This is a genomic window from Pseudomonas sp. MF6755, assembly GCF_016405635.1.
In the GTDB taxonomy this organism is placed as follows: domain Bacteria; phylum Pseudomonadota; class Gammaproteobacteria; order Pseudomonadales; family Pseudomonadaceae; genus Aquipseudomonas; species Aquipseudomonas haemolytica.
Genome location: NZ_JAEKDA010000016.1, coordinates 177,178 through 196,834 on the forward strand (window position 1 = coordinate 177,178; position 19,657 = coordinate 196,834).

Annotated in this window: 24 protein-coding genes; 16 read left to right on the top strand and 8 right to left on the bottom strand. The window is 52.6% G+C overall.

The genetic code is table 11. The features are described 5' to 3' along the window. Nucleotides 1-31 precede the first annotated feature (31 nt). Nucleotides 32-511, top strand: a complete 480-nt coding sequence (locus JFT66_RS21990) for a hypothetical protein (RefSeq protein ID WP_198860141.1) — start codon at nucleotides 32-34, stop codon at nucleotides 509-511. A 92-nt stretch (nucleotides 512-603) separates the two neighbouring features. Then, entirely contained in the window at nucleotides 604-1,275 is a 672-nt protein-coding gene (locus JFT66_RS21995) for a hypothetical protein (RefSeq protein ID WP_198860142.1), read from the top strand. Nucleotides 1,276-1,387: 112 nt separating this feature from the next. Here the strand turns inward: JFT66_RS21995 and JFT66_RS22000 are convergent, their stop codons facing one another. Then, nucleotides 1,388-1,756, bottom strand: coding sequence for a hypothetical protein (locus JFT66_RS22000; protein ID WP_198860143.1), 369 nt, complete (start codon nucleotides 1,754-1,756; stop codon nucleotides 1,388-1,390). A 210-nt stretch (nucleotides 1,757-1,966) separates the two neighbouring features. Next, nucleotides 1,967-2,848: a hypothetical protein gene (locus tag JFT66_RS22005; RefSeq protein ID WP_198860144.1), complete on the bottom strand. Its 882-nt coding sequence runs from the start codon at nucleotides 2,846-2,848 to the stop codon at nucleotides 1,967-1,969. A 272-nt stretch (nucleotides 2,849-3,120) separates the two neighbouring features. On the opposite strand from JFT66_RS22005, the gene JFT66_RS22010 reads away from it, so the two are divergent. Continuing rightward, on the top strand, nucleotides 3,121-4,128 hold the full coding sequence (locus JFT66_RS22010) for a tyrosine-type recombinase/integrase (RefSeq protein ID WP_198860145.1): 1,008 nt from the start codon (nucleotides 3,121-3,123) through the stop codon (nucleotides 4,126-4,128). 64 nt (nucleotides 4,129-4,192) lie between these two features. Here the strand turns inward: JFT66_RS22010 and JFT66_RS22015 are convergent, their stop codons facing one another. Then, nucleotides 4,193-5,065, bottom strand: a complete 873-nt coding sequence (locus tag JFT66_RS22015; RefSeq protein ID WP_198860146.1) for a DNA/RNA non-specific endonuclease — start codon at nucleotides 5,063-5,065, stop codon at nucleotides 4,193-4,195. A 615-nt stretch (nucleotides 5,066-5,680) separates the two neighbouring features. On the opposite strand from JFT66_RS22015, the gene JFT66_RS22020 reads away from it, so the two are divergent. The 11 genes from JFT66_RS22020 (at nucleotide 5,681) to JFT66_RS22070 (ending at nucleotide 12,182) form a co-directional block, all read left to right on the top strand. Then, nucleotides 5,681-6,106, top strand: coding sequence for a hypothetical protein (locus JFT66_RS22020; protein WP_198860147.1), 426 nt, complete (start codon nucleotides 5,681-5,683; stop codon nucleotides 6,104-6,106). A 118-nt stretch (nucleotides 6,107-6,224) separates the two neighbouring features. Beyond that, nucleotides 6,225-6,785: a hypothetical protein gene (locus JFT66_RS22025; protein ID WP_198860148.1), complete on the top strand. Its 561-nt coding sequence runs from the start codon at nucleotides 6,225-6,227 to the stop codon at nucleotides 6,783-6,785. A gap of 10 nt (nucleotides 6,786-6,795) precedes the next feature. Then, nucleotides 6,796-7,044 (top strand): hypothetical protein, encoded by a 249-nt coding sequence (locus tag JFT66_RS22030; RefSeq protein ID WP_108184862.1) that lies wholly within the window; start codon nucleotides 6,796-6,798, stop codon nucleotides 7,042-7,044. A 147-nt stretch (nucleotides 7,045-7,191) separates the two neighbouring features. Continuing rightward, nucleotides 7,192-7,422: a hypothetical protein gene (locus JFT66_RS22035; RefSeq protein ID WP_198860149.1), complete on the top strand. Its 231-nt coding sequence runs from the start codon at nucleotides 7,192-7,194 to the stop codon at nucleotides 7,420-7,422. A 70-nt stretch (nucleotides 7,423-7,492) separates the two neighbouring features. Continuing rightward, the gene (locus tag JFT66_RS22040; RefSeq protein WP_198860150.1) at nucleotides 7,493-7,756 is read left to right on the top strand and encodes a hypothetical protein; all 264 of its coding nucleotides are present in this window, start codon (nucleotides 7,493-7,495) and stop codon (nucleotides 7,754-7,756) included. 165 nt (nucleotides 7,757-7,921) lie between these two features. Beyond that, entirely contained in the window at nucleotides 7,922-8,758 is an 837-nt protein-coding gene (locus JFT66_RS22045) for a DsbC family protein (RefSeq protein WP_108184865.1), read from the top strand. Between the two features lie 100 nt (nucleotides 8,759-8,858). After that, nucleotides 8,859-9,488 (top strand): type-F conjugative transfer system protein TraW, encoded by a 630-nt coding sequence (gene traW, locus JFT66_RS22050; protein WP_108184662.1) that lies wholly within the window; start codon nucleotides 8,859-8,861, stop codon nucleotides 9,486-9,488. Further along, nucleotides 9,485-10,513, top strand: coding sequence for a TraU family protein (locus JFT66_RS22055; protein WP_108184663.1), 1,029 nt, complete (start codon nucleotides 9,485-9,487; stop codon nucleotides 10,511-10,513). The genes traW and JFT66_RS22055 overlap by 4 nt, the downstream gene beginning before the upstream one ends. After that, nucleotides 10,461-11,195 carry a type-F conjugative transfer system pilin assembly protein TrbC gene (gene trbC, locus JFT66_RS22060; protein ID WP_233097167.1) on the top strand — a complete coding sequence of 245 codons (735 nt, stop codon included), beginning with the start codon at nucleotides 10,461-10,463 and terminating at the stop codon, nucleotides 11,193-11,195. Before JFT66_RS22055 ends, trbC begins: the two co-directional genes overlap by 53 nt. Nucleotides 11,196-11,269: 74 nt before the next feature. Next, complete coding sequence (locus tag JFT66_RS22065) at nucleotides 11,270-11,788, top strand: hypothetical protein (RefSeq protein WP_108184664.1); 519 nt, start codon at nucleotides 11,270-11,272, stop codon at nucleotides 11,786-11,788. A gap of 13 nt (nucleotides 11,789-11,801) precedes the next feature. Continuing rightward, nucleotides 11,802-12,182, top strand: coding sequence for a hypothetical protein (locus tag JFT66_RS22070; protein ID WP_198822939.1), 381 nt, complete (start codon nucleotides 11,802-11,804; stop codon nucleotides 12,180-12,182). Between the two features lie 53 nt (nucleotides 12,183-12,235). Here JFT66_RS22070 and JFT66_RS22075 read toward each other — a convergent pair whose 3' ends face one another. After that, nucleotides 12,236-12,616, bottom strand: a complete 381-nt coding sequence (locus JFT66_RS22075) for a hypothetical protein (protein WP_108184666.1) — start codon at nucleotides 12,614-12,616, stop codon at nucleotides 12,236-12,238. Between the two features lie 86 nt (nucleotides 12,617-12,702). Further along, on the bottom strand, nucleotides 12,703-13,599 hold the full coding sequence (locus tag JFT66_RS22080) for a recombination-associated protein RdgC (protein WP_108184667.1): 897 nt from the start codon (nucleotides 13,597-13,599) through the stop codon (nucleotides 12,703-12,705). A 298-nt stretch (nucleotides 13,600-13,897) separates the two neighbouring features. Between JFT66_RS22080 and JFT66_RS22085 the strand changes: the two genes are divergently transcribed. Beyond that, nucleotides 13,898-14,968, top strand: coding sequence for a toprim domain-containing protein (locus JFT66_RS22085; protein WP_108184668.1), 1,071 nt, complete (start codon nucleotides 13,898-13,900; stop codon nucleotides 14,966-14,968). Nucleotides 14,969-15,131: 163 nt separating this feature from the next. Further along, nucleotides 15,132-15,683 (top strand): YcbK family protein, encoded by a 552-nt coding sequence (locus JFT66_RS22090; protein WP_233097171.1) that lies wholly within the window; start codon nucleotides 15,132-15,134, stop codon nucleotides 15,681-15,683. Nucleotides 15,684-15,703: 20 nt separating this feature from the next. On the opposite strand, the gene JFT66_RS22095 is transcribed toward JFT66_RS22090, so the two are convergent. The 3 genes from JFT66_RS22095 to JFT66_RS22105 are packed head-to-tail and all read right to left on the bottom strand — an operon-like array spanning nucleotide 15,704 to nucleotide 19,653. Further along, complete coding sequence (locus JFT66_RS22095; protein WP_108184670.1) at nucleotides 15,704-16,609, bottom strand: hypothetical protein; 906 nt, start codon at nucleotides 16,607-16,609, stop codon at nucleotides 15,704-15,706. 10 nt (nucleotides 16,610-16,619) lie between these two features. Next, nucleotides 16,620-17,894, bottom strand: a complete 1,275-nt coding sequence (locus JFT66_RS22100) for a hypothetical protein (protein ID WP_108184671.1) — start codon at nucleotides 17,892-17,894, stop codon at nucleotides 16,620-16,622. Beyond that, entirely contained in the window at nucleotides 17,887-19,653 is a 1,767-nt protein-coding gene (locus JFT66_RS22105) for a type IV secretory system conjugative DNA transfer family protein (RefSeq protein WP_108184672.1), read from the bottom strand. Before JFT66_RS22105 ends, JFT66_RS22100 begins: the two co-directional genes overlap by 8 nt. Nucleotides 19,654-19,657 lie beyond the last annotated feature (4 nt).

Consider the following 19,657-nt stretch of genomic DNA (forward strand, 5'->3'; position numbering starts at 1 on the left):
TGCAAGTTCAATCAATCAGGACGTCCCAAAAATGAACAAACCCAATGGCTACGTTTCGGTAACCCACCTTGAAGATTTACTGGCGGCTCTCGTAGCGCACAACGACGGGCTCAACGACGCTGAGCGCCCACCAGAAGGCGATGATTACAACGACATCCACAGCGTGATCGTCTCGAAACTGAGAAGGCTGATCAGCGATGCAAACGAGGAATCGGTGGCAGAGACAGCCAATACCCAGGGCAGTGCCAGCAATCAACCCCCTCCGATGTACCAGGTAGGCAAAGTCTTGATGGCAATCGTCCAGCGGATTCGTCTCGCTGATGCACGTGCACTTGTCAAAGCTCTCGAGTGTTGCTGGCAGGAGCAAGCAAACGGCAATGCAGGAAGCCAGAATCGAGTCAGCGATGACTTCGACATGCTGACTCAGGAAATCGCCGGCAGGATGGTGGCGAGCGATCGTCAGTACGTTGAAAAGCTGTTGGCACCCTCAGTGCCCAAGCAAATTTCTTAACCTTCACCCAAGCCCGGCTACCCGCCGGGTTTTTTTATTTTCATCTCCCGTGTTCCGCATCTCTCAATTACACAGATAACGGGAGATCCCACATGTCGTTTTTTCAAAAAGCAATCGATCGACGCAATAAAGAGGCGATGGTCAGATTTCTCAATGACCACTTCCGCTACGACACCATGCGAAGCTGGAATGCGTCCTCCAGCTATGCGCATAGCATCAAACTGCACAAGCTGGGGCTCACCCCAGAGCAACTCATGAAGGCTTACGACGTCATCCAGACGGATATTTGGGATGAGCTCGACATTTTGATACAAGACTTTGTGGCCGATATGGACGGGGCATACACCATTGGGATCAATGGACGTTCAGGCGGTTACCTAGTTCTGTTGAGCTGCCAGTGGACATCAACTGGTTACAAGTCGTATTGCCGAACGTGCTCTCGACGCAACTATCAGTCATGTGGCCACACAGACGGTGACAACGCTTGTGGTGTTTGTCGAGCCACTGGAGATAAGGGACGAGTCAACTACGCCACGCCGCCTCGCCAGCTGAGTGTTTCAAACGCCGGTATCGACGAAGAACGCGATTTTGAAAACTGGTCAATGGAGCAGTTGAGGGCTCGCGTGCGTGTCGTCGAAGCTTTTGACAGTGCCTGCGACGACATTCGTGTGGCGTTCATGGCAATGCTCGACTTAAACGTCGTTGAAGAAACGATCATGGTTCCACAAAAACGCTTCGTCCTTCAGACGTCGCATTCGCTTTAATCACCACGACCGCTGGCCTTTTGGCTAGCGGTTTTTTTTGCTTGCGCACATCCTATGGATCTGACTCGCCAGGCGCCCCCAAATTCGATCGGGGGCGATGGACAATTTATCATTATGCAGATGGCGATCCGCTTTCGATCAGCTGCAACCAGGTGTTCACTTGCGCCATGTATGACTCTTCGGACTCAGTTCCGAAATCTTTCAAGATTCGGGCTCTGACAGTTTCAAACTCAGAGTCAATCACCTCACAAGCTGAAGTAACCGCATGCTGGAGCTGCAACATGCGCAGTAGCTTGAAGCGCAGCACCGGCACAGTGTTAGGGGTCAGCTCATGCCTGCCTTCCCGGAATCCCTTGAACTCCCTACGAAGCTCACTCATCGGTTCGGCGTGAAGTTGGCGAATGCTCCTGAGGGCTTCAAAACGATGGTCCTCGTTGAAGGCTTCCCAGATGGCTCGTTCACAGCTGATAACGTCTGTCATGGCGGACTGCCTCCCTAATCCCTGATAAGAAAATGCATCATCTAATGGTCTTGGCCATCTCAATTCCTCAAGTGGCGCAAAGTGATCGCCCGCCATATTACTGAACCCACGCGGGGAATAGCAGAGGAAGAGATTCAGCCGCAGGACAATCCAAAAAAAAACCCTGACCGGAGTCAGGGCGGGTGTTGCGTTGATAGGGATCTGTGCAGCTTACGCAGCTACAGGCTTGGTGATCTGCCCGAGAATATCTGCAAGCGACATGCTCGACAGGTTCCTCAGATCATCGTCGTTATTGAGCAATCGTGCGCGAAGTGTGTCCAGAAACGTTTCGAGTTGAGTGCGAGTGTGCAGTTGAACGGACATTGTCAGCAGTCGCCAGGCCAATTCAGCTTCAGATTCCAGATTGTCCGTGCGGTTGATGTAGTCCTTGAGAAAGTCTAAGACTTCCGCTGTCCACGGAATCAACCCGAGATCTTCGTTATCCTCGCGGCCGTGATCCGACAGTTGAGCACCGTAGCCGGCAGTCAAGCTCTCAGAAATGGCTCCCAACGCCGGGGTGAGTGTTTCCCAGTCATACCCTTCATCTTCGGCTGACTGCTGATTCAATGCATGGAGTGTCGTCAGCGCCTTATAGGAGGATGGAAACAAATACTCCATCACCGCATTAGGCCCTTGTGCAACCGCCGCCGACAGTTTCCCAACAATGTCTTTTACCTCGCTCAGCTGTGGGATGTCAGCAGCCTTGGCGAGTACCTGAAGTAAGGCATCTTCGATTGCCGCCGGCGGATGTTTCTTTGGAGAGAGAACCTTCATCTGGAGGAACTCGAGCATCACCGGTTCGCCGTAGCAGTTTTTGCAGTGGAACGCTTCCCCGACCCAATTGCCTTCGTCGATGTTTTTGCCCGTGATGATGGTGGCCCAGCGCCCTTGATGTCCCCAGAAAAGTTGAAGCACCTGGTCTTCGTCCAAAGGCTCCGAGCAATCAAGCTGCACAGGGCAGCATTCCGTAAGACCTTCCGACAAGGTCAGAAGTACGTGAGATGCGTCGCCGGCGATGTTGAGGAAGCCGGAGCGGTTGTTTGAGTTCGTCATGGTGAATCCCCTGAAATAGTTGAACGTGCAACACAGGGATGCGCAACAGAGACGTGTAGCGGGCAGTCACCGTTCTTGTTGGGTGCTTTGTCTTTTGCTCGGCCCGAGGTCGACATGGCCATGTGTGGCAGGCCAGCAATAAACCGACGTATTCCATGAAAAACAGGCATGCAGGCCGGCCAGACCTCCGCTAAAATCACATTTCCTACCACATGCAATTAACAGTCAGAGATTCAACGAACTGGCTGAGGCCTGGACCTGCGGAGTCAACCATGAGTACGCACGACGACCTGTTCAAAACCGACGCAATCGCTTGGGATTCTGATCCCAAGACAACCTTTGAGCAGTGGATGAGTCAGCAGCCAGGACGCGGAACCTCGCGTGCCCATATCAGAATTTCTTCCGCCGAGGTCTACCGGGCTCAATGGGGTCGTTTTGTCGACTGGATTGAGCAAAAGAGCATTAAATTAAGCGAAGTGGATTCCGTAATCATCAGCGAATTCTTGGAAAACCTCGCCACAAATAGGCCACAACGTGACCGATACCGGAAGCTGATTCAGCGGGTTCTCGCAGACCTGATAAAGAACACCGCCGAGGTCGGTTTCATGAATCCGGCCGCACAGGCGATGCGTGAAGAAGGAGCAAAATGGAAGGAAGCGGATGGAAACCTGCCGACCAGCTTTCTAAAGCCCGAGGAACGCACTCTGCTCGCCAAACACCTCAATTCCGCGATCACCGCTGAGAAAGAGCGTGAACAGTGGCGTGAGGCTCGCGATAGGGCAATTGTCGGATTATGTGTGGGGGCTGGTCTCAAGGTGGCGGAGATTGTGCCCTTGACTGTTAATTGCATCTACTTAGCCGACGAACAATGGATCAATCTCGGCGACAAAAACTCGCAATTTACGCATAGGACAAGGCCATTCGAGTATGCAGTGCAAGCGCTAAAGACCTGGTTACATCACAGAGCCCGGATGGCCACCGAGGGGAACCTGTTATTCCCCTCGGACATCAAGCCCATCGTGAAAAACGGCAAAACCATCACCAGTATTCATCCATCCACGCTGGTACGAATCACTGAGGCAATGATCGAGGAATCAGGGGTTAAAGCCTTACGCGGCGATGCTCATCGCGCCAGCCCACAAACCTTGCGTAACTCTTTCGCCGCGGAACTGTTTGAACAAGGTGAATCGCCGGAGCTCGTGGCCGATCGCATGGGCTTCGCTCATATCGTTTCGGCTGAACGGTTATTCGCTTCATGGGAAATGTGGCGCAACAGCTGAAGAGCACCAAACAAAGGAAAAGCAGACTCGCAGCGGAACAATTGCGTCGCTCCGCTGCGATTGATTACGATCGTCCGGCCGTGCCGGTGACCGGAAGATCGCCCAACAGGTTCAATCCTGTGGTTTTAACGAACGCGGCGTAATCCATCGGACGCTCGACGCGAGTTTCTTCGTTTGGAAGCACGTACGCCCAGGCACGTTTGGACGAAGCGTCATAGACCAGTTTGAACAACCGCGTCGGTACCCAAACCTTGTTCTCGCCAATGGTGGAGTGCCCAGGATCGAAAATCGGACCCGTGAACACATAGACGCTGCCCCCGGCACGTTGGGCAAACTTGCGCACGTCTGATTCAACGCGGCTCCATGCACCTCGGTTGTTTTGTGACGACTGCGGCACCATGTTCGATAGCGCGAAGGACTGCGCCATCGAGCGAGAGTTCGGGGAATCTCCTGCCGGACTTTGATGGCCTCGATCAAAGCCAGTCCCACGATAATCGCTCAATTCCGCCCGACCGATCTTGGGAATACGCGGATCGGGATAAAACTGGTTAGTACGTTCCTCCCCCTTGGCATCTCGAACCTTCGCAGCATCGAGCCGCTCGACCACAACCAAGGGTGTTCGACTCACCTGCGAGTAAACAACCGCAAAGCTATCAGAACACAGAGCCATTGGCTTCATGGCCGGCGGTACGCTTGCGACGTTGATCGGCCTGCCTGCCGGGAAAAGGTCGACGCAACCATCGAACGAGGCCTTCTTCTGCTGACTGGTGTAGAGGGCAAGGGCTTCACTCGGGTTGATCGTTCCGGATCGGTAGCTGCTTTTTTCTTCCTGGGCATTGGGAAACTTGATGAAATCCATCAGGCCGCGAGCCTGTGCGGAGCCGGCGGACAGCATTACAAGGGTCGATAGCCCAACAGCAATTTTGCTTAGCTTCATGCGTGAGTTCTTCGGGATTGAATGACGAAATACTGACAGTCAGAGCAGTGACAACCTGATCCGCGCAACGTCAGTAAAGGATTTGACAAATGTCAGGGGTAGGGCGGGGAAGAGAGGCGGCTACCGGGAAGGTCGGGGTGCAAACGAACTGACAAAGTCATGATGAACCTCCTGCCGCATGGAAATTGAAGCATAACAGGTACGCATATCAGAATTCACTACGTCAAAACAGATTTCTCAAATGCCAGAAACCACAAGGCCCACTACACGTAGCGGGCCTTGTGGTCGCAAGTTCAACCTTTCGGTTGATTTCCCAGCCTTTCAGGAGATTGGGTAGTTTGAGGCGTTTCCGCCTGCTTGGGACCTATTAAACACAGAATTTTAAGGACATGCAACACGCTCCTATAAAATTTTTTCAACTTTCTGACTGACCAATTCACAACGCATCATCCCGTTGTCCGGGGAATGGGAGCCAGTAACGCACGAGGTTTGTAGATTCTCGACGCCGCCTGAAAAAATCTCTCAGTATTCAAAACTGGTTGGAAACGGCAGAATTCGAAAAAAAACACGTACTGCGATTCCCAACAACCAGCTTTTTTCTCGAGAGGTTCAGCAATGAAGCTTTTCTATTCGGACAGATTTTCAGAGCCTCAAGGGGGGTCACCCTATTTAGCGATGCTCGCATTCGTAGTGCTCTACTGCGGATTTACCGTGGGTATTGGCCTCCTGATTAGCGGATCAGTGGGTCATGCAATTTTCAGCGATTGCTGGGTTGGTGCTTTCCTCGGGATTTTGCCAACGTCAGCCAGATATAAGATCAGGATCGGAAGACTTCGAGCCTTACTACTGGTGGTTCTTGCAATAGCATTTCTAAACTACGCAAAAGTGATTGCCGGGCTTCTGCTCCCATTACCACCGAGTGAACAATTACAAATGCTCGAACTGGCCGCCGCAACCAGCGTAGAAGTATTGACCGGATTGATCTGCGTGAAACTGGTAGCTCAATTACTTTGGAAGGGTTTTGGGGGAAACCTTTTCTGACCACCTAAAGGGGCGCACGGCACTGATTTACGTGCGCATCCTGCCAATTATGCTTGTGTGCATGACATCTCCGAATACCAGGTCCACGCAAGACCTGCTTACCTTCAGGAGATGCAACATGACTAACCCGAAAATTGTTCCAGCTCAGGTTGTTTTGCTAGTCGAAAACCGCGCACAAGCAACGATCCTCGCAGCTCTTCGTCACTATCAGCATGCGCTGAGCAATAACCGAGCTGGCTTAAGTGAGTTCATCGAGATCGCCTCCGATAGCGGCGCCGTCCTGCCGCTATCGGCCGATGAAATTGGGGATCTGTGTGAGAACGTCAATTTTGGCGCCCCGATTGACCAGGTAAAGGACTTCATCGACTGGAGGACGCCTCACAAGACGGCCTTCACACGATTGGTCGAACAGATGTACAACCGCGGCTGGCGCTCCGCCCGCGTTCATAACGGCGAATACTGGACGGATCTCTCCGCAGGTATGACACCAGAAGCGATCTACAAAAATCATTTTGGTGAGCTGGATCTTCAAATTGAGTTCGCACTCAAACTGAACCCCTCCAACACCGGTCAATGGCAGTTCAGTCCAAGCGGCAAGGTCGGCATCACTTGTTTCGGGGGTTCGCCTGCCTTTGTGAAAGCTACACATGCGGCAACCAACAGCGTTTTCGGTGAGTGAGGTGGCCACTATGCACCCCATTATCGAGGCATCACGTCTGATGAATAACGCTCAAATCACAAGGAAGGCCGCCATTCATGCCAATGCAACAACGATCTTCTTGTGGGAGCTTTCCACCGGTGACACCCTTGAGGTCGTGCGGACGTGTTCCGGCTTCAGCTCAACCGAACTCAAGCACCATTCCTTTAACGACCGCATCAACTACTACCAGGAACGCCGTAGCGCAAAAGTGACTGGTTGTTATCAGCAGCCCGCATGACTTTAAAGATCCACCAGCCCGGCACCGCCCGGGCTTTTTTTCGCCTCAAAAATACACCTGCCTGATCTTCATATCCGATTGCAAGTCAACGCCTTCGTCAGGGCAGCCCTGACGACTCACAAAAGTCCTTCCATTCGGAATTCCTATATGGCGACTCCTTACACCCCCTCTGAAATGCGAAACAAGATCAGCAAGCATCTGGAAAAAGGCGCCGGCATCTATGCCTTTCACCCTAGTGCCCTGGGGGAACGGTATTTCAAAGCCCGGGTGTCCGAAGGACGTTTGGAGGTATGGAGCGGCTTTAGCTGGTTTGAGGTACCCCGCGGCACCCAGTTCAACAACGGCCACGGCTCCGCCGGAAACCTGTTCGTTTACTGACAACAACGCTTCGAGCAACCAGACGCTTTCGCAAGAGTGTTTGGAGACCAATTTTCAGGAGAGTTTTGACATGAAATCCAACCGAACGCCGTACACAAAGCTCGGCGACACAATCAATTCGTTTGCCGCCGTTTTCAAGATTGGCCGCACAGAGCATAAAGTAACTGTTCCCGCCGGCACTCGATGCTGCCTGTTGGAAGGTCCAGGCGAACGCTGGGTCGTCGATGATCTGAGCTTCATTGACCCAAAAAGTGGCCTCTACTCTGACGCTTCAAATTACGGTATCCCCGTCGAATCATCGAACCTCACCAACGTTCGTACGCCAAAGGCTTAACGCTACACCCACCCCTGCCACCTTTGGTGCAGGGGTTTTTTGTCGAAAAAATCTGGAAAAGATAAAAATACTAGCGGCGTATAGTCTTGTGTTGTTGGAATTGGTAGCATTGCATCACACGTACGCATAATCCTGAAGTAATCACTTATCAATCAGAGGTATTCGATGAAGAAGCTTGCACTCGCTATCGCCCTCGCCAGTTGTTCACTGGCCGCAATCGCTGACGAAACCAACATCCAGGCACCTGCCACCGGTACTGCCAGCGCTACTCAAGCCGCCCCAAGTACTGCACCACAGGTCGCCACACCTTCGCCTACCGCCGCAGTTGCGCCGGCGGCACCAGTCGACCTCGAAAGCCTGGCAGTGATCAATGGCCTGCGACAAAAATACCCGGCCACGAATTTCACCAGCGTCGTCAAAGCTCCGCTGGCCGGTATTTTCGAAGTCACCATGGGCAAAAACATCGCCTACACGGACGCCGAAGGCCGTTACCTGATGTTCGGTAGTCTGTATGACATGCAGACACGCCAAGACCTGACTGCGCCAAAACGAGCAGCAGCAGAAAAAATCGATGTGTCCAAGTTTCCCCTCGCCGACGCGTTCACGCGTGTGAAAGGTGACGGTTCGCGGAAAATCTACCTCTTTACAGACCCCGACTGCCCTTACTGCCACGACCTCGAAAACAAAGTTTTCCCTCAACTCGACAACGTAACCATCTACACCTTCATGTTCCCGATCGAATCCTTGCACCCTGCGGCCAAGGCCAAAGCCGAGTCCATCTGGTGTCTGCCAGAAGCAGAACGCGCAGTTGCCTGGGACAGCATGATGAAAGGTGTCACGCCGGCGGCGCAGAAATGCGCAAACCCGATCGAGAAGAACATCAGCCTGGCTGAAAGTCTCGGCATTAACGGTACTCCAACGATGATCAGCGAAGACGGGCGCAAAATGCCTGGCCTGGGCACTGTCGAGCGCCTGGAAGCATTCCTGAACGGCGGGGCATAAAAAACACCTTTCGTCTCGTGGCCATTTCGATGGCCACGATGCATTTCGTCACAGAAAGTCTCACCTTGGACCACCTGACGGCGGTCCCTTTGGAGTTGCGATGAAGCTACGCCGCCTTTGTGCATTCGCCTTCGTCCCCACACTCTTCCTTACTTCAATCAACCTGCACGCTGAACAGTTGGGCCAATATGGCAACACCTGGAATATTCAGGAGCAGGATGCAATCGACATGATCAAAGGTCGGTTAGGAGAAATGGAGAAAAGAGGGGAGCTCACGAAATACTGGAATGACTACCGCGACACACAACTGGCCGGTTTGGAAAATCCAAAACCCTTGCCAGGCATCGAACCGGTGGTTGAACCGCAGATCCGTATGTACGACCCAACGTACACCTACGCTGACACAGTCAAAGATCATCTCGGAAATGTGCTGGTACCAGCTGGCACCAAAATCAATCCGCTCGATTACACCCCGCTCAGTAAAGCCATCATTTTCATTGACGGCCGCGACCCTAAGCAGTTGGCGTATGCAAAGCAACGAACCGAAGAGCACCCTCGCGACAAGGTAATTCTCGTGGCTGGTTCCTTTTTGAAGCTCAACCGCGAGTGGGGTCGCCCAGTCTACTTCGACCAGCAGGGAATCCTGACCAGGAAGTTCGGCATCGAGCGTGTACCCGCTGTATTAACTCAGAAAGGGCGCCAGCTCCAGATCGAGGAACTCAAGCTATGAAAAAACTTTTGATGGCCATGGGGTTCTTGATCACCGGTTTTTTTGCTTCAGCCAACGTCAACGCTGACGCGATATGCACCGGCAAATTTCCGAACCTCATTACAGACGTTTGCTGGTCCTGCATGTTTCCGATCAAATTGTTCGGATCAACCAACTTGGTTTCTGACGGGCAGGAGGATTTTGATAGCGGCGGGGGATCAAGCCCATTCTGCTATTGCGGCAATCCTCCCAAAGTAGGTATTCCGACCTCCTTCTGGGAGTTCGACATGATGACTGACGTAACCACCGTCCCTGGCTGTTTCCCTTTGCTCGGCGGTGTGCGTGTAAACGTTGGCGTGAACAAGGACGCGTTCGGCCAGATTTCCGACGACCAAGCGGGTACCCGAGACTCGTTTATGCAGGTCAACTTTTACATCAACCCTGCAATGTACGTCATGGGCGCGATCTTGGATGATTCCTGCATGGATCGCCGTGGGATGGATGTGCCCTGGGTCTCGTTCGCTGACCCAACGCATAACGACGATGAGCTGGCAGGAATCCTCACTCCCTACGCATTCCCGTTCGGCAGCATGGTTGCGATCGGAGCAATGTCAGCTGACGCGGTTGCCGCAGCAGCCGGGTTCCCACTGTCGACCATTTTCTGGGCCGCAGGCTCGTATGGTCACATGTACCCACTGACCGGCCATAACGAAGCGCATTTGAGCATGGAACAGACCGCCCGGTTACAGACGACTCGGATTCTCGCGAAGTTGCACGCCGCCGGGACTCAGTGGGCAGCAATGGGCAGCGGGGCAATGTGCGGCTACTACCCACAAATCATCATGGACAAGCGCCAGTACAAACTCACCCGTTTGTACCCAAAACCTGAAACGGCAAAGATCGCCGGCAAATGCTGTGGCCCCATCGGGCGCTCCACCATTTTGACCGAATCCAACACTGAATTTCCAATTCCCGGTTACAAGGACTTTGGCTATGGCATTTTCCGTAAACGCGACTGCTGCGGCGGCGTTACTCTTGGCAACTAGCGTTATAAGCCTGGGCGTTTACGCCCAGTCGCTCTCAATGCCGTCCGATGCAGATCTTCAAAAGCTGATGGGCGAACAGTCTGCGGCCAGGGCCGCAACCCTCGGCGGCAAGATTGACCCAGTGAAAGCTGGCACCTTCAAGTCGAATGTGCCAGTGATCAACGCTCCGCCCCCCACCAGAACGGAGTCGCTGGACGATGTTGTAGCCCGTTACAACAACGCCAAGCAGGAATCGAAGGGGAAGCCTGGCCAAAGCGATTTTATTATCTTTGTATCGTTCTCGATGCCGAAGGACATCCTCATCGAACTCACGCGCCAGGCTAAAGAAACAGGTGCAGTGCTTGTAGTACGAGGCTTCGTCAACGGATCCATGATGCAGACTAAACGTGCCGCATTGGAGGTAAACAAAGCGGGTGTCCCTTGGGAGGTCAACCCGGAGCTGTTCAAAGCATTCAAGGTTGAATCAGTTCCCACGTTCGTGGTGGCCAGCGCAGAGGCGGAGTCCGTTCTCGATACCGGATGCTCGCCTGATGCGACGTACACCTCTGTGACGGGCAATATCTCCGCCATGCTGGCATTGGACACCATTCGGCTGCGCGGTCAGCCAATGATCTCAAAAATGGCAGAGAACAAACTGGCCCAGATCGAACAACGAAATGCGCCAGGATCCGTTCAGCAATAACTTTCACGTGCCCTACCTTGTAGGGCATTTCTGCATCAAAACCCCCATTGGGGTAAGTTTTGGAAGAGACCAAAATGCGAGATCTATTAACCCAAGAAGATCGTGAATGGCTCCATGGGCTGGGTCTTAACCTGAGAACATGGCGCGAGTTGACGTGCGCAAAACTCAAAGGCGTCTCCTCAGGCGAACTGATGGACATTGCCCGAGACGGCTACGTCTACCGGGACAAAGCATGGGTTAATGCCGGAAAAATCGCAGAGGAGGTTGCAAAATCAATCACCTGGAATGCACAAATATACGAAGCATGGACTTACGGTTTCGCCAGCAAAATTCATTCGATTTGCGCAACCATGACGTGCTTTGACGCTGAAATCCTGCTTATCGCATCAGGATTTCAAAATCAGGATCTAAGTGAACTCAGCCGGGCATCTACAGAAGCTGTCGCTGAAGCCCACCGCGATCTTTATGGAGAGGGTGAAGGCGATGACGATGACGATAATTATCACTACTACGCGAGTGGGGGTGGTGCTCACGAGTTGGAAGAATTCGTAGAGCCAATCGTGGAAATTGATGATGAGAACGAGGTGAGATGAGATGGATAGGGCCGTGTCCATAGGTAATAACCTACCAAAAAAAAGCAGGTCGCTGATCTCAGCACTGATACTCCTGCTACCAGTTGTGGTGATCGCCTGCATTGATATAGCGCTGGTCTATTACCAGTTCGCCTTGGCGCCATCCGTAGAGGTGAAGAACTTGGTGCCTTCCGCAACGCTCACAAATACCGCCTGGCTGCTAGGCAAGTTCTTCTTTTTTGGAGGAGTTGTCCTGGTAATGGTCATCCTTCGACACCTGATTTTTACTCAATCGATGGGCCTATTCATTCTCAGCGCCGGCGGGCTCGCGGTGCACATCGCAACGTCTATAATCGTAGAATCGGCGGTGGTCACCCCTTTCATTGCAATGAACGCGTTAAACTTCTTCGGCTAGCAAAATTCAAAGCAAAAAAAAAACCCGGACATATGTCCGGGTTTTGTGCATCGTTAAGCCATGCGTGTTTGCCTGCCGGCGCCGAAAGCAGCACGTCGGCTAAGCAGATTCCATTGAGCATCGGTGACCAGCACGCTTGTGCGAGCTTTAACATAGCCATTCACGGTCTGACGGTAGTGCAAACGGACCAGGCCAGCGGTTACGCTTGGAACACCTTCCAGCTCGTAAACGTTCATGAATCCATCAACATCGACGACGGTCGCTGTCACGATCTGAGCGTGAAACATTTTCAGATAGCAAGCTTTGCCCAGCAGAAAAAAAACTTCGCCAATCAACTTGGCTTGCTTCTTCATCGACTGGAGCTTCAACTTCAGCTTCAGGCTAATGGACTGAACATTGCGGTTGATAACAGCGGTATCAAAGGTGAGTTTCATGGTCATTCTCCCGGGATATGAGCTAAGCCTTGCGTATGCCTAGTAACCGGTGATGCGCATCATGCTCTTACAATCGAAGCCCCTATCTATCCGTCCCCCAGTTCCTCTCCACCCAAAGCCTCAAGCAATGAGGGAACGAGTTTTGTCAGCTGCTCTGTGTAGACATGGAACATTCCTGCGTACGCCGCTTCATCGTCTTCCTCGTCGGGGATCTCGGCCTTGACGCTGTCCAGGAACGTGATTTTCTTGACCTGAAATTTGTCGGTCAAAAAAAACGTAATTCGTTCATCCCAGGTCATTGCCAGCTTTGTGGGTCTGCGCCCCTCGATGATGTGCTGTCGCACCTCATCACGCTCGAGGCTCAGCTGAGCGTAATGAACCTTCGATTTCTCGATGTCGAGACCTTGCAGGTACACCTCACGATCGACAGTGAACTCATCAGGCGCCTCGTTATTCATCAACCACGAGGCCATAGCTGACCCCGGATCCATGCTGGTGCGAATGAGGGAGACGGGAGTGTTTATCGCCTCTTGGAGAATGGTCATTACGTCGTCTGCTTTCGCCGGCGTTCCGGTGTCGATCCCGATCAGCCCGGCGGACGTATTCACCCAAACAGGAATCGTCACCTGGTGCTCGAATGCACGTGGAAGCAACTCAAGAAGTGCTTCCATTTTCAAATCTTTCAACTGTGCCCGGCTGGGCTTGTAACCCTTTTCCTTTTCCACTTTGGCGGCCTTTGAAATGGTCAGCCGTTGCAGGACGGGTTCTGGAACCTTGCGTTCCTCAAAACAGACGTTTAGGAGAAGCTGTTTTTGATTGACGTAAACCAACCCACTGCCCGGCCGGGGATCGACCCATCCACTGGAGGTGATCATCTTTTCGGTGCAGGGTTTGAACACCTTGTTTTGGAGCTTCTTGGCCAGATCCGTTGGTGAAAGAGACCATGGCTCTGTAATCCGGTAGAGGTGCAGGTTTGAAAACATGGCGTCGACCTTGAGAAAGCTGGCTGTGACGCAATAATAATTCACATCACGTGCACATAATACCTTCTGATTTATTATGATGCAGACCTCAGTTCTGCAAGTGAGAAAACCATGTCCGCTCTTTTACTGATTGCACAACGGCAAAGCAGTTGCGCACGGCCGAACCCGCTTACCTGTCAGGCGATGCGTCCCAGGTCATTGGTGGTAAGGCGATGAGCACTTGAAGGTCTTGCGAGCTGAAATTACAGGCCAACGTAAAGCATAACCAAGCATCAAGATTTCATCTGGAGAACCAGCAATGGCAGGTATTCAAGACCACTTCAAGCGCGACGCCAACGGCAACGTTTACGAAGTTGACTTCAAGTATGTCCGCAATAACGTGCCGCTCAACTGGTTCTTCGAGCACATGCTCGATGCAAAACCCAAACCAATGAGTGGAGCCATACGTTACGGTGTTTGTCCAAACGAACCGAGCTGCCAAGCAGCATCTGTTCACTCGGTTAAAGTCTGCGTAAAGGACGATAGCTGGAAGTGCTTCAGTTGTGGGGAGCATGGCGATGTTGTTGCAGCAGCAGCCTTTTACTGGCGCATATCGCACCGGGAAGCCGGCCTTGAGCTAATGAGGGCCGACGTGGATATGCTCAAGCATTACGTCCCACCAAAACCCGAAACAGCTATTGAGCGTGACGACAGCGCCTTGGCGTCGGTACTTCAAAAGGTTGCAGAGGCTTTACCGTATCCTTCCAAGGATGCATTGGCGTACCTAGGCGGCCGTGGAATATCCGAGCGTGTAGCTCGGGAAGCTTGCGATCGCGGCATTCTGATCACGATCCCCAACGACCCCTTTCAGGCAAAAGCATTTTTGACGGAAGTGGCCGGCAAGGAACTGATGGAAAGGGCTGGACTTTGGAAACCAGATAAAAAAGCACCAGCGTGTGCGTTCCGACCGCTCTGGTTTCGCTCGCAGTCACACTGTGCCGCGGAATTCAGGCTTATGCGTGAACCCAGAGAGGGGGAGAAAAAAGCCATGCGTTACGGTGGTAAATCTCCATGGATTTGGGAAGGTGAACACACTGAGGAGTACATGATAATTGAAGGTCCGATTGACTTGCTCTCCGCAGTTGAGATGGGTTCAAAACGAACTATCTTCGGCCTTCCTGGGTGTGAAAACTGGGAACCGAACTGGTTTCAAATGATGGCTGAAAGAAACGTGCTCATGGCGCTGGATCCTGACAAGCCTGGTTATGCCGCAGTAGAAAAATTGAAGCCCGTTCTAGAAGCATTCGAAGCCAGGGTAGGAATCTTCAATCCTCCAAACAGGATTGGTGACTTAAACGATCAACTCAAAGCAATGCGAGGACTCATCTAAAACCCCACCACAGCCCGGCATTCATTGCCGGGCTTTTTTATGGGTCGACAATGATTCATAACACGTACACATACTGTAATGCTGCTGATATCATGATCGCATTACAGCCGCGAACTCGCTCACCGTGAACCGAAGACAACTGCTTCTCCTCTCACTCGGCCTTATGGCCACCGGCATACAACCCACATGCGCCAGCAGCAGCACCAGCACGTTCTGGGATCAGCCAAGACGCCTTTGGCTGAAGCGTGAAGTTAGTAAGGGGGTATGGGAGGAGGTCAACGAGATCTACCACGAAAGTGGCCGGCTACAATGGTCAGGTTATGAGCGCATTTGTCGCATTCTGCGAGACGTTCACACCGGTACCGCAGTCCAGATGAGCCAGACACTCCTCGATATACTTTGTGGCATCCAAGGGTGGTTTTCGATGCATGGGATTCACCTTCCCATCATCGTTACATCTGGCTATCGCAGCGAAAAAACAAACGAGGACGCCGGCGGCGTGCGCGACTCAGCGCATCTGCGAGGGAGGGCTTGTGACTTTTATGTTGTGGGTGTGCCGGTGGAGTATCTGAAGAACTTGGCACTTTACCTTCAGGGCGGCGGCGTTGGTGTCTATCCAGATGATGGATTCATCCACGTTGATGATGAAAATGTTAGAAGCTGGCGTGGTGTTGTCAAAAAAAGGAATGGATTGCCTAAGCCAAAGCCCCATTGAGGGGCTTGGCAAAAGTGACGTCAGAACATGTTCGACCAGGACACCTGATTGGTCGACGGCCGATTGGGAATAATTGCCATGTCGAGCGCTCGAAGAGCCGGGTTACGGCCGGTGAGATACCAGCAGTCATTCTGCTGCGACAGCATGTAGCGATCAGCAAGACGCTCAAGCGCCACCCGGTGTTTTTCCGTGACATCTCCCTTTGATGCTTGGTGCAAGAGATCTTTCGACCTGATGCCCGGTTGATTCCACGCGGCTCGAGCAAGATCGTAGCCTTCATCACCGCTCATGATGTAAATCTCATCGGCAACCGCCTCTGGCACCGGATCAATCAGAAACGGGAATTCAACTGGGAAGATGTACCAGCGACGCCAGAACTCATAGTGAATTCGCAACCGGATCACGTCCTTACGCGCCCCAAGTACTTCACAGCAGCGGTCGAATGACCAGTCCCCTAACGTTGGACCGAAAACCCACTGAGCGGCCTTCACATAGTCTTCAGGCTTCATTTTTTTGGCAAACAGCGCCTCTACGTTTGCCTTGACGATCCGGAAGGCCAGACGGGGAACACCCGCTTCAAAGTCTTCCTCGTCAAGTCGACGAAGGGTTTCTTCTTTTACTGATCGTCTTTGCGATCCAAGGTTCGGTAGATTATCGAGTGCGGAGATAGCAAGTTCTTGAGCAAAAGGACGTGGCTCGACCACAGCTTCGTCACTACCCAGAAAATCCACTTGAGCATCGTTGATGCCGTCGCCAAAATCGAAGGCGTCAAGACCTTCGAAAATATTGGCGCTATCAAAGCTCTCAAGCCAGTTACGAACATCCCCAGGATCAGAAATATCGCTACTATCGCCAGTATGAACTTCATGTCCGTACTCATGGCCAGCGTCCTCAGTCACGTTGTGCTGCATGGTTAAATCATTCATTGGTGAGCCCTCAAACTGGCACGGTCTGGGTGAATTGATCAGCCCCAGTCAGGGGTTCGTGAAAATAGCGCTCTGGCCGCGGTAGCACTGCCGATCGCCAATTAGTTTCCGAGTGTGCTGCTCTCGCATCACCCCAGTGCACGTTGCACCCATCTGTAACCGCAATGTACTGAGTTGCATTGAAGGCCAACATTTGCTCAGCCATAGCTCCCTTCCCGAGGCCGCCGTCTTGAATCAGAAACTTTAGGTACAACTGAGCGGTGGCCTCAGTGATCGGCTTGAAGAATACAAAGGTCCGCGCTCGGCTAAGGCAAACCTCTCGAAGGTCAATCGATTCCTGTCCAATGGCTTCCAGCGATGGGGCCGAGATCACAATTCTTAAGAACTGCTCGTTTTCTGCCGCGAGCAGGCGCTCAACGCAAGGGTCGTTGCATCCACCTGCGTCGGTAAATACTGCAAGAGCTGGCACATAGGGCAACTGTTGACTATCAACAAGGCGCCCAACAGCGTCAGCCAAGTTCGCGATCACGATTCGACGTAGATTTGAGGCCGCAGCGCCCCGGCCGATGTAGGGGGCTGCAAGATAAACAACTTTCCCGGAAGCGATAGCTTCATGCAGAACAAGATCCGGTTTGTAACTGTTGAAGATCTCACCGAGCCGGCCGGTGCCCAGCATGCACATACTGCCGGCAAGGCCGGAGTACTGCGCTTTGAGTAGGGAAGGGCAGATGTTCCCACCGGCGTCTCGGAATGGCTCTAAAGCCGATTCCAGAAGAAGCAAAGCACCAGATCTGGGGTGAGATTCACCGATGAAACGTGCCAAAGCCGCGATCGCGTCAGGCTTCATAACGAACATGCCGAGATCGAGGAAGGAGTAGGGGATATTGCCGAGCTGTAGGCAAGCGATTATCGCCTCCAGCAGCCTGGCTGTGCCGACATCATTTTGATTTGTAGATTCATCCTGAAGGGCAATGAAGTTCATCACCTGGCTTGCGATATTTTCAGGAGAACTGTGAAGGACTGGGTTATATGTGTGGCTGGTAGCTGGCTTCCCTGGGTTTACCACCAATAGGTCGTCTTCACGCCCGGCCGCTTGGCAGGCCTTAATCAAAGTCGTGAGTATTGACTCTTCAATCGAGGCTCCAAGGACAATCACCGCGCCACCAGCTGAGATCTGATTGCCCAGCATTCCGTCGATCAGTTGCTCCTGGCCTGTGCTTCGCTCATCAAGGACGAGCATGTGCCCGCCGCGGGCCACATCAGCCATTGGGTTTAAGTCATTCATCTGCTAGCTCCTTTAAAGCTTTGCGGGCACCGGTAGGCTTGCCACTACCACCAAGGTATTTATCGCTGTTTTTGAAGTAATCAGCGCCCTCGACGGACGCTTTCCGGAAGTGATTTATGCGGATGCGCCCGATCTCTTTTTGGAGTTTTTTGTCGATGGTGATCATCGGAACACGGACGTTAAAAATCTGGTCGCCGCCGTACTGGATGATGCACTCACCCTTGCCGAGTGCTTTCAGGTCGTCGGGACTGACTTTGTATTCTTCTTGCTCGCGCTCACCTTCTGAGATGCCGGCGGCGGCGCCAGTACCTCCTTCTGGAGCCACGTTAAGAAGGGGAGTGCTGCTGCTTTCGTTCTGCGTGCCACTGAGTGATTTTGCAATCCCAATTTTCATGCCGATCAGATCAGCGCACTCTACGGCCGTGGCCTGAGTACCGATCTTGAAAAAGATCTTGGTCCACGTGTTACCGATGATCATCTCCTTGAAGTCGGGTGACACAACATCAAGGTTCGCTAAGGTCTGGGCGGCGGGGAATAGGGCCATCTGTGCGGATCGTCCTTGCTCAAAAGGGCGAGCCAACGAATGAACGGCATAACTGCCCAGCTCATCCATGAAGTTGAGGTGCGGTGGATTCGGCCGCTCTTCTTCCGGTAATGCCTGCACCCAGGAAATCGCTGTTCGGAAATCACCGAGGAACATCTTGCCGAAGTTGGATGCCGCTTCGTTTTTGCCCATGGTCGGCAAGGCAACGTATATGATTTTTTTCGCACGAATGGCTTCGAAGAGGTCGATATCCGGGGTGTAGGTATTGAGTACCTCACCAAACTTGCCGGTACCGAACATGTACATCCTGCCGGCAAGCCCGCCGAATGTTTCCTTCATTCGCTTGATGTCGACCATGTTTTCAAGGCCCTGCTTACCCGGGCCGCCGCCGACCTTGTACTGTTCAAGAAACAGCGAAAGATTTTTTGTGGCTGGATTGTGAGGCTGGGTTTTCTTCAAGCGGGTCTCGAGTTCCTCGATCGCTTTGTGGTTCATCAGCAGAATCGTGAAATCGATGAAGTTGTAGGCAAGACCTGCGGCTTGGAATGCCGCAACCAAAGTCGCGATCCCTTGGTTTGCTGACTGCTTATAGTGGTCTGCGCCCGGGTTGTTCTCAGTTGAAGGGATGATCGACAAAATTCGAGCTGCTACTTCATCCGGATCGCCACGAAGAATCGGATTGTAGGTGTTGCTCAAATCCGGATTGCCCGGATTGAGGATCAGAAGGTCTTGCTCACGGCCGGCCCAGCAGCAGTACTGATAGATAGTCTGAATATCATCAGCGTTCATTTTGCCGTCGATGAACGTTAATCCTCCACCGCGCTGGATCTGTTGGAACATCAATAATTTGCCCAAGACGGTCTTGCCGACCCCGGACTGGCCAAGGATGAACCCATGTCGCATCAGATCTTCATCTGGAATATGGACAGGGTTACCAGTGTCAGTCGTATAGCCCACCAGCATTCCATCTGGACGCACCAGGTCAGTAGCCGACCTGATGTTGATTTTTGAATCAAGAAGCAGCTGATCCTTCCAGAACTGGAATAATCTGTTGCCAATAAAGGCCCCCCCAGCGGCCCCCAATGCGAGCGGTAAGCTGGAGGGCACCGATCCAAAATATGGAGAGGTCAGTACCCCACCGGCCCCCATTGAGCTCAGGGCCAGGGTGTCTAGTGATCCTCCAATTTTCGATCTTAAAATCTTTTCCATGCTCATCGAG

Coding starts and splice junctions, on each gene's coding strand:
- JFT66_RS21990 (WP_198860141.1), top strand. CDS start 32: ATGAACAAACCCAATGGCTACGTTTCGGTAACCCACCTTGAAGATTTA.
- JFT66_RS21995 (WP_198860142.1), top strand. CDS start 604: ATGTCGTTTTTTCAAAAAGCAATCGATCGACGCAATAAAGAGGCGATG.
- JFT66_RS22000 (WP_198860143.1), bottom strand. CDS start 1,756: ATGACAGACGTTATCAGCTGTGAACGAGCCATCTGGGAAGCCTTCAAC.
- JFT66_RS22005 (WP_198860144.1), bottom strand. CDS start 2,848: ATGACGAACTCAAACAACCGCTCCGGCTTCCTCAACATCGCCGGCGAC.
- JFT66_RS22010 (WP_198860145.1), top strand. CDS start 3,121: ATGAGTACGCACGACGACCTGTTCAAAACCGACGCAATCGCTTGGGAT.
- JFT66_RS22015 (WP_198860146.1), bottom strand. CDS start 5,065: ATGAAGCTAAGCAAAATTGCTGTTGGGCTATCGACCCTTGTAATGCTG.
- JFT66_RS22020 (WP_198860147.1), top strand. CDS start 5,681: ATGAAGCTTTTCTATTCGGACAGATTTTCAGAGCCTCAAGGGGGGTCA.
- JFT66_RS22025 (WP_198860148.1), top strand. CDS start 6,225: ATGACTAACCCGAAAATTGTTCCAGCTCAGGTTGTTTTGCTAGTCGAA.
- JFT66_RS22030 (WP_108184862.1), top strand. CDS start 6,796: ATGCACCCCATTATCGAGGCATCACGTCTGATGAATAACGCTCAAATC.
- JFT66_RS22035 (WP_198860149.1), top strand. CDS start 7,192: ATGGCGACTCCTTACACCCCCTCTGAAATGCGAAACAAGATCAGCAAG.
- JFT66_RS22040 (WP_198860150.1), top strand. CDS start 7,493: ATGAAATCCAACCGAACGCCGTACACAAAGCTCGGCGACACAATCAAT.
- JFT66_RS22045 (WP_108184865.1), top strand. CDS start 7,922: ATGAAGAAGCTTGCACTCGCTATCGCCCTCGCCAGTTGTTCACTGGCC.
- traW (WP_108184662.1), top strand. CDS start 8,859: ATGAAGCTACGCCGCCTTTGTGCATTCGCCTTCGTCCCCACACTCTTC.
- JFT66_RS22055 (WP_108184663.1), top strand. CDS start 9,485: ATGAAAAAACTTTTGATGGCCATGGGGTTCTTGATCACCGGTTTTTTT.
- trbC (WP_233097167.1), top strand. CDS start 10,461: ATGGCATTTTCCGTAAACGCGACTGCTGCGGCGGCGTTACTCTTGGCA.
- JFT66_RS22065 (WP_108184664.1), top strand. CDS start 11,270: ATGCGAGATCTATTAACCCAAGAAGATCGTGAATGGCTCCATGGGCTG.
- JFT66_RS22075 (WP_108184666.1), bottom strand. CDS start 12,616: ATGAAACTCACCTTTGATACCGCTGTTATCAACCGCAATGTTCAGTCC.
- JFT66_RS22080 (WP_108184667.1), bottom strand. CDS start 13,599: ATGTTTTCAAACCTGCACCTCTACCGGATTACAGAGCCATGGTCTCTT.
- JFT66_RS22085 (WP_108184668.1), top strand. CDS start 13,898: ATGGCAGGTATTCAAGACCACTTCAAGCGCGACGCCAACGGCAACGTT.
- JFT66_RS22090 (WP_233097171.1), top strand. CDS start 15,132: ATGGCCACCGGCATACAACCCACATGCGCCAGCAGCAGCACCAGCACG.
- JFT66_RS22095 (WP_108184670.1), bottom strand. CDS start 16,609: ATGAATGATTTAACCATGCAGCACAACGTGACTGAGGACGCTGGCCAT.
- JFT66_RS22100 (WP_108184671.1), bottom strand. CDS start 17,894: ATGAATGACTTAAACCCAATGGCTGATGTGGCCCGCGGCGGGCACATG.
- JFT66_RS22105 (WP_108184672.1), bottom strand. CDS start 19,653: ATGAGCATGGAAAAGATTTTAAGATCGAAAATTGGAGGATCACTAGAC.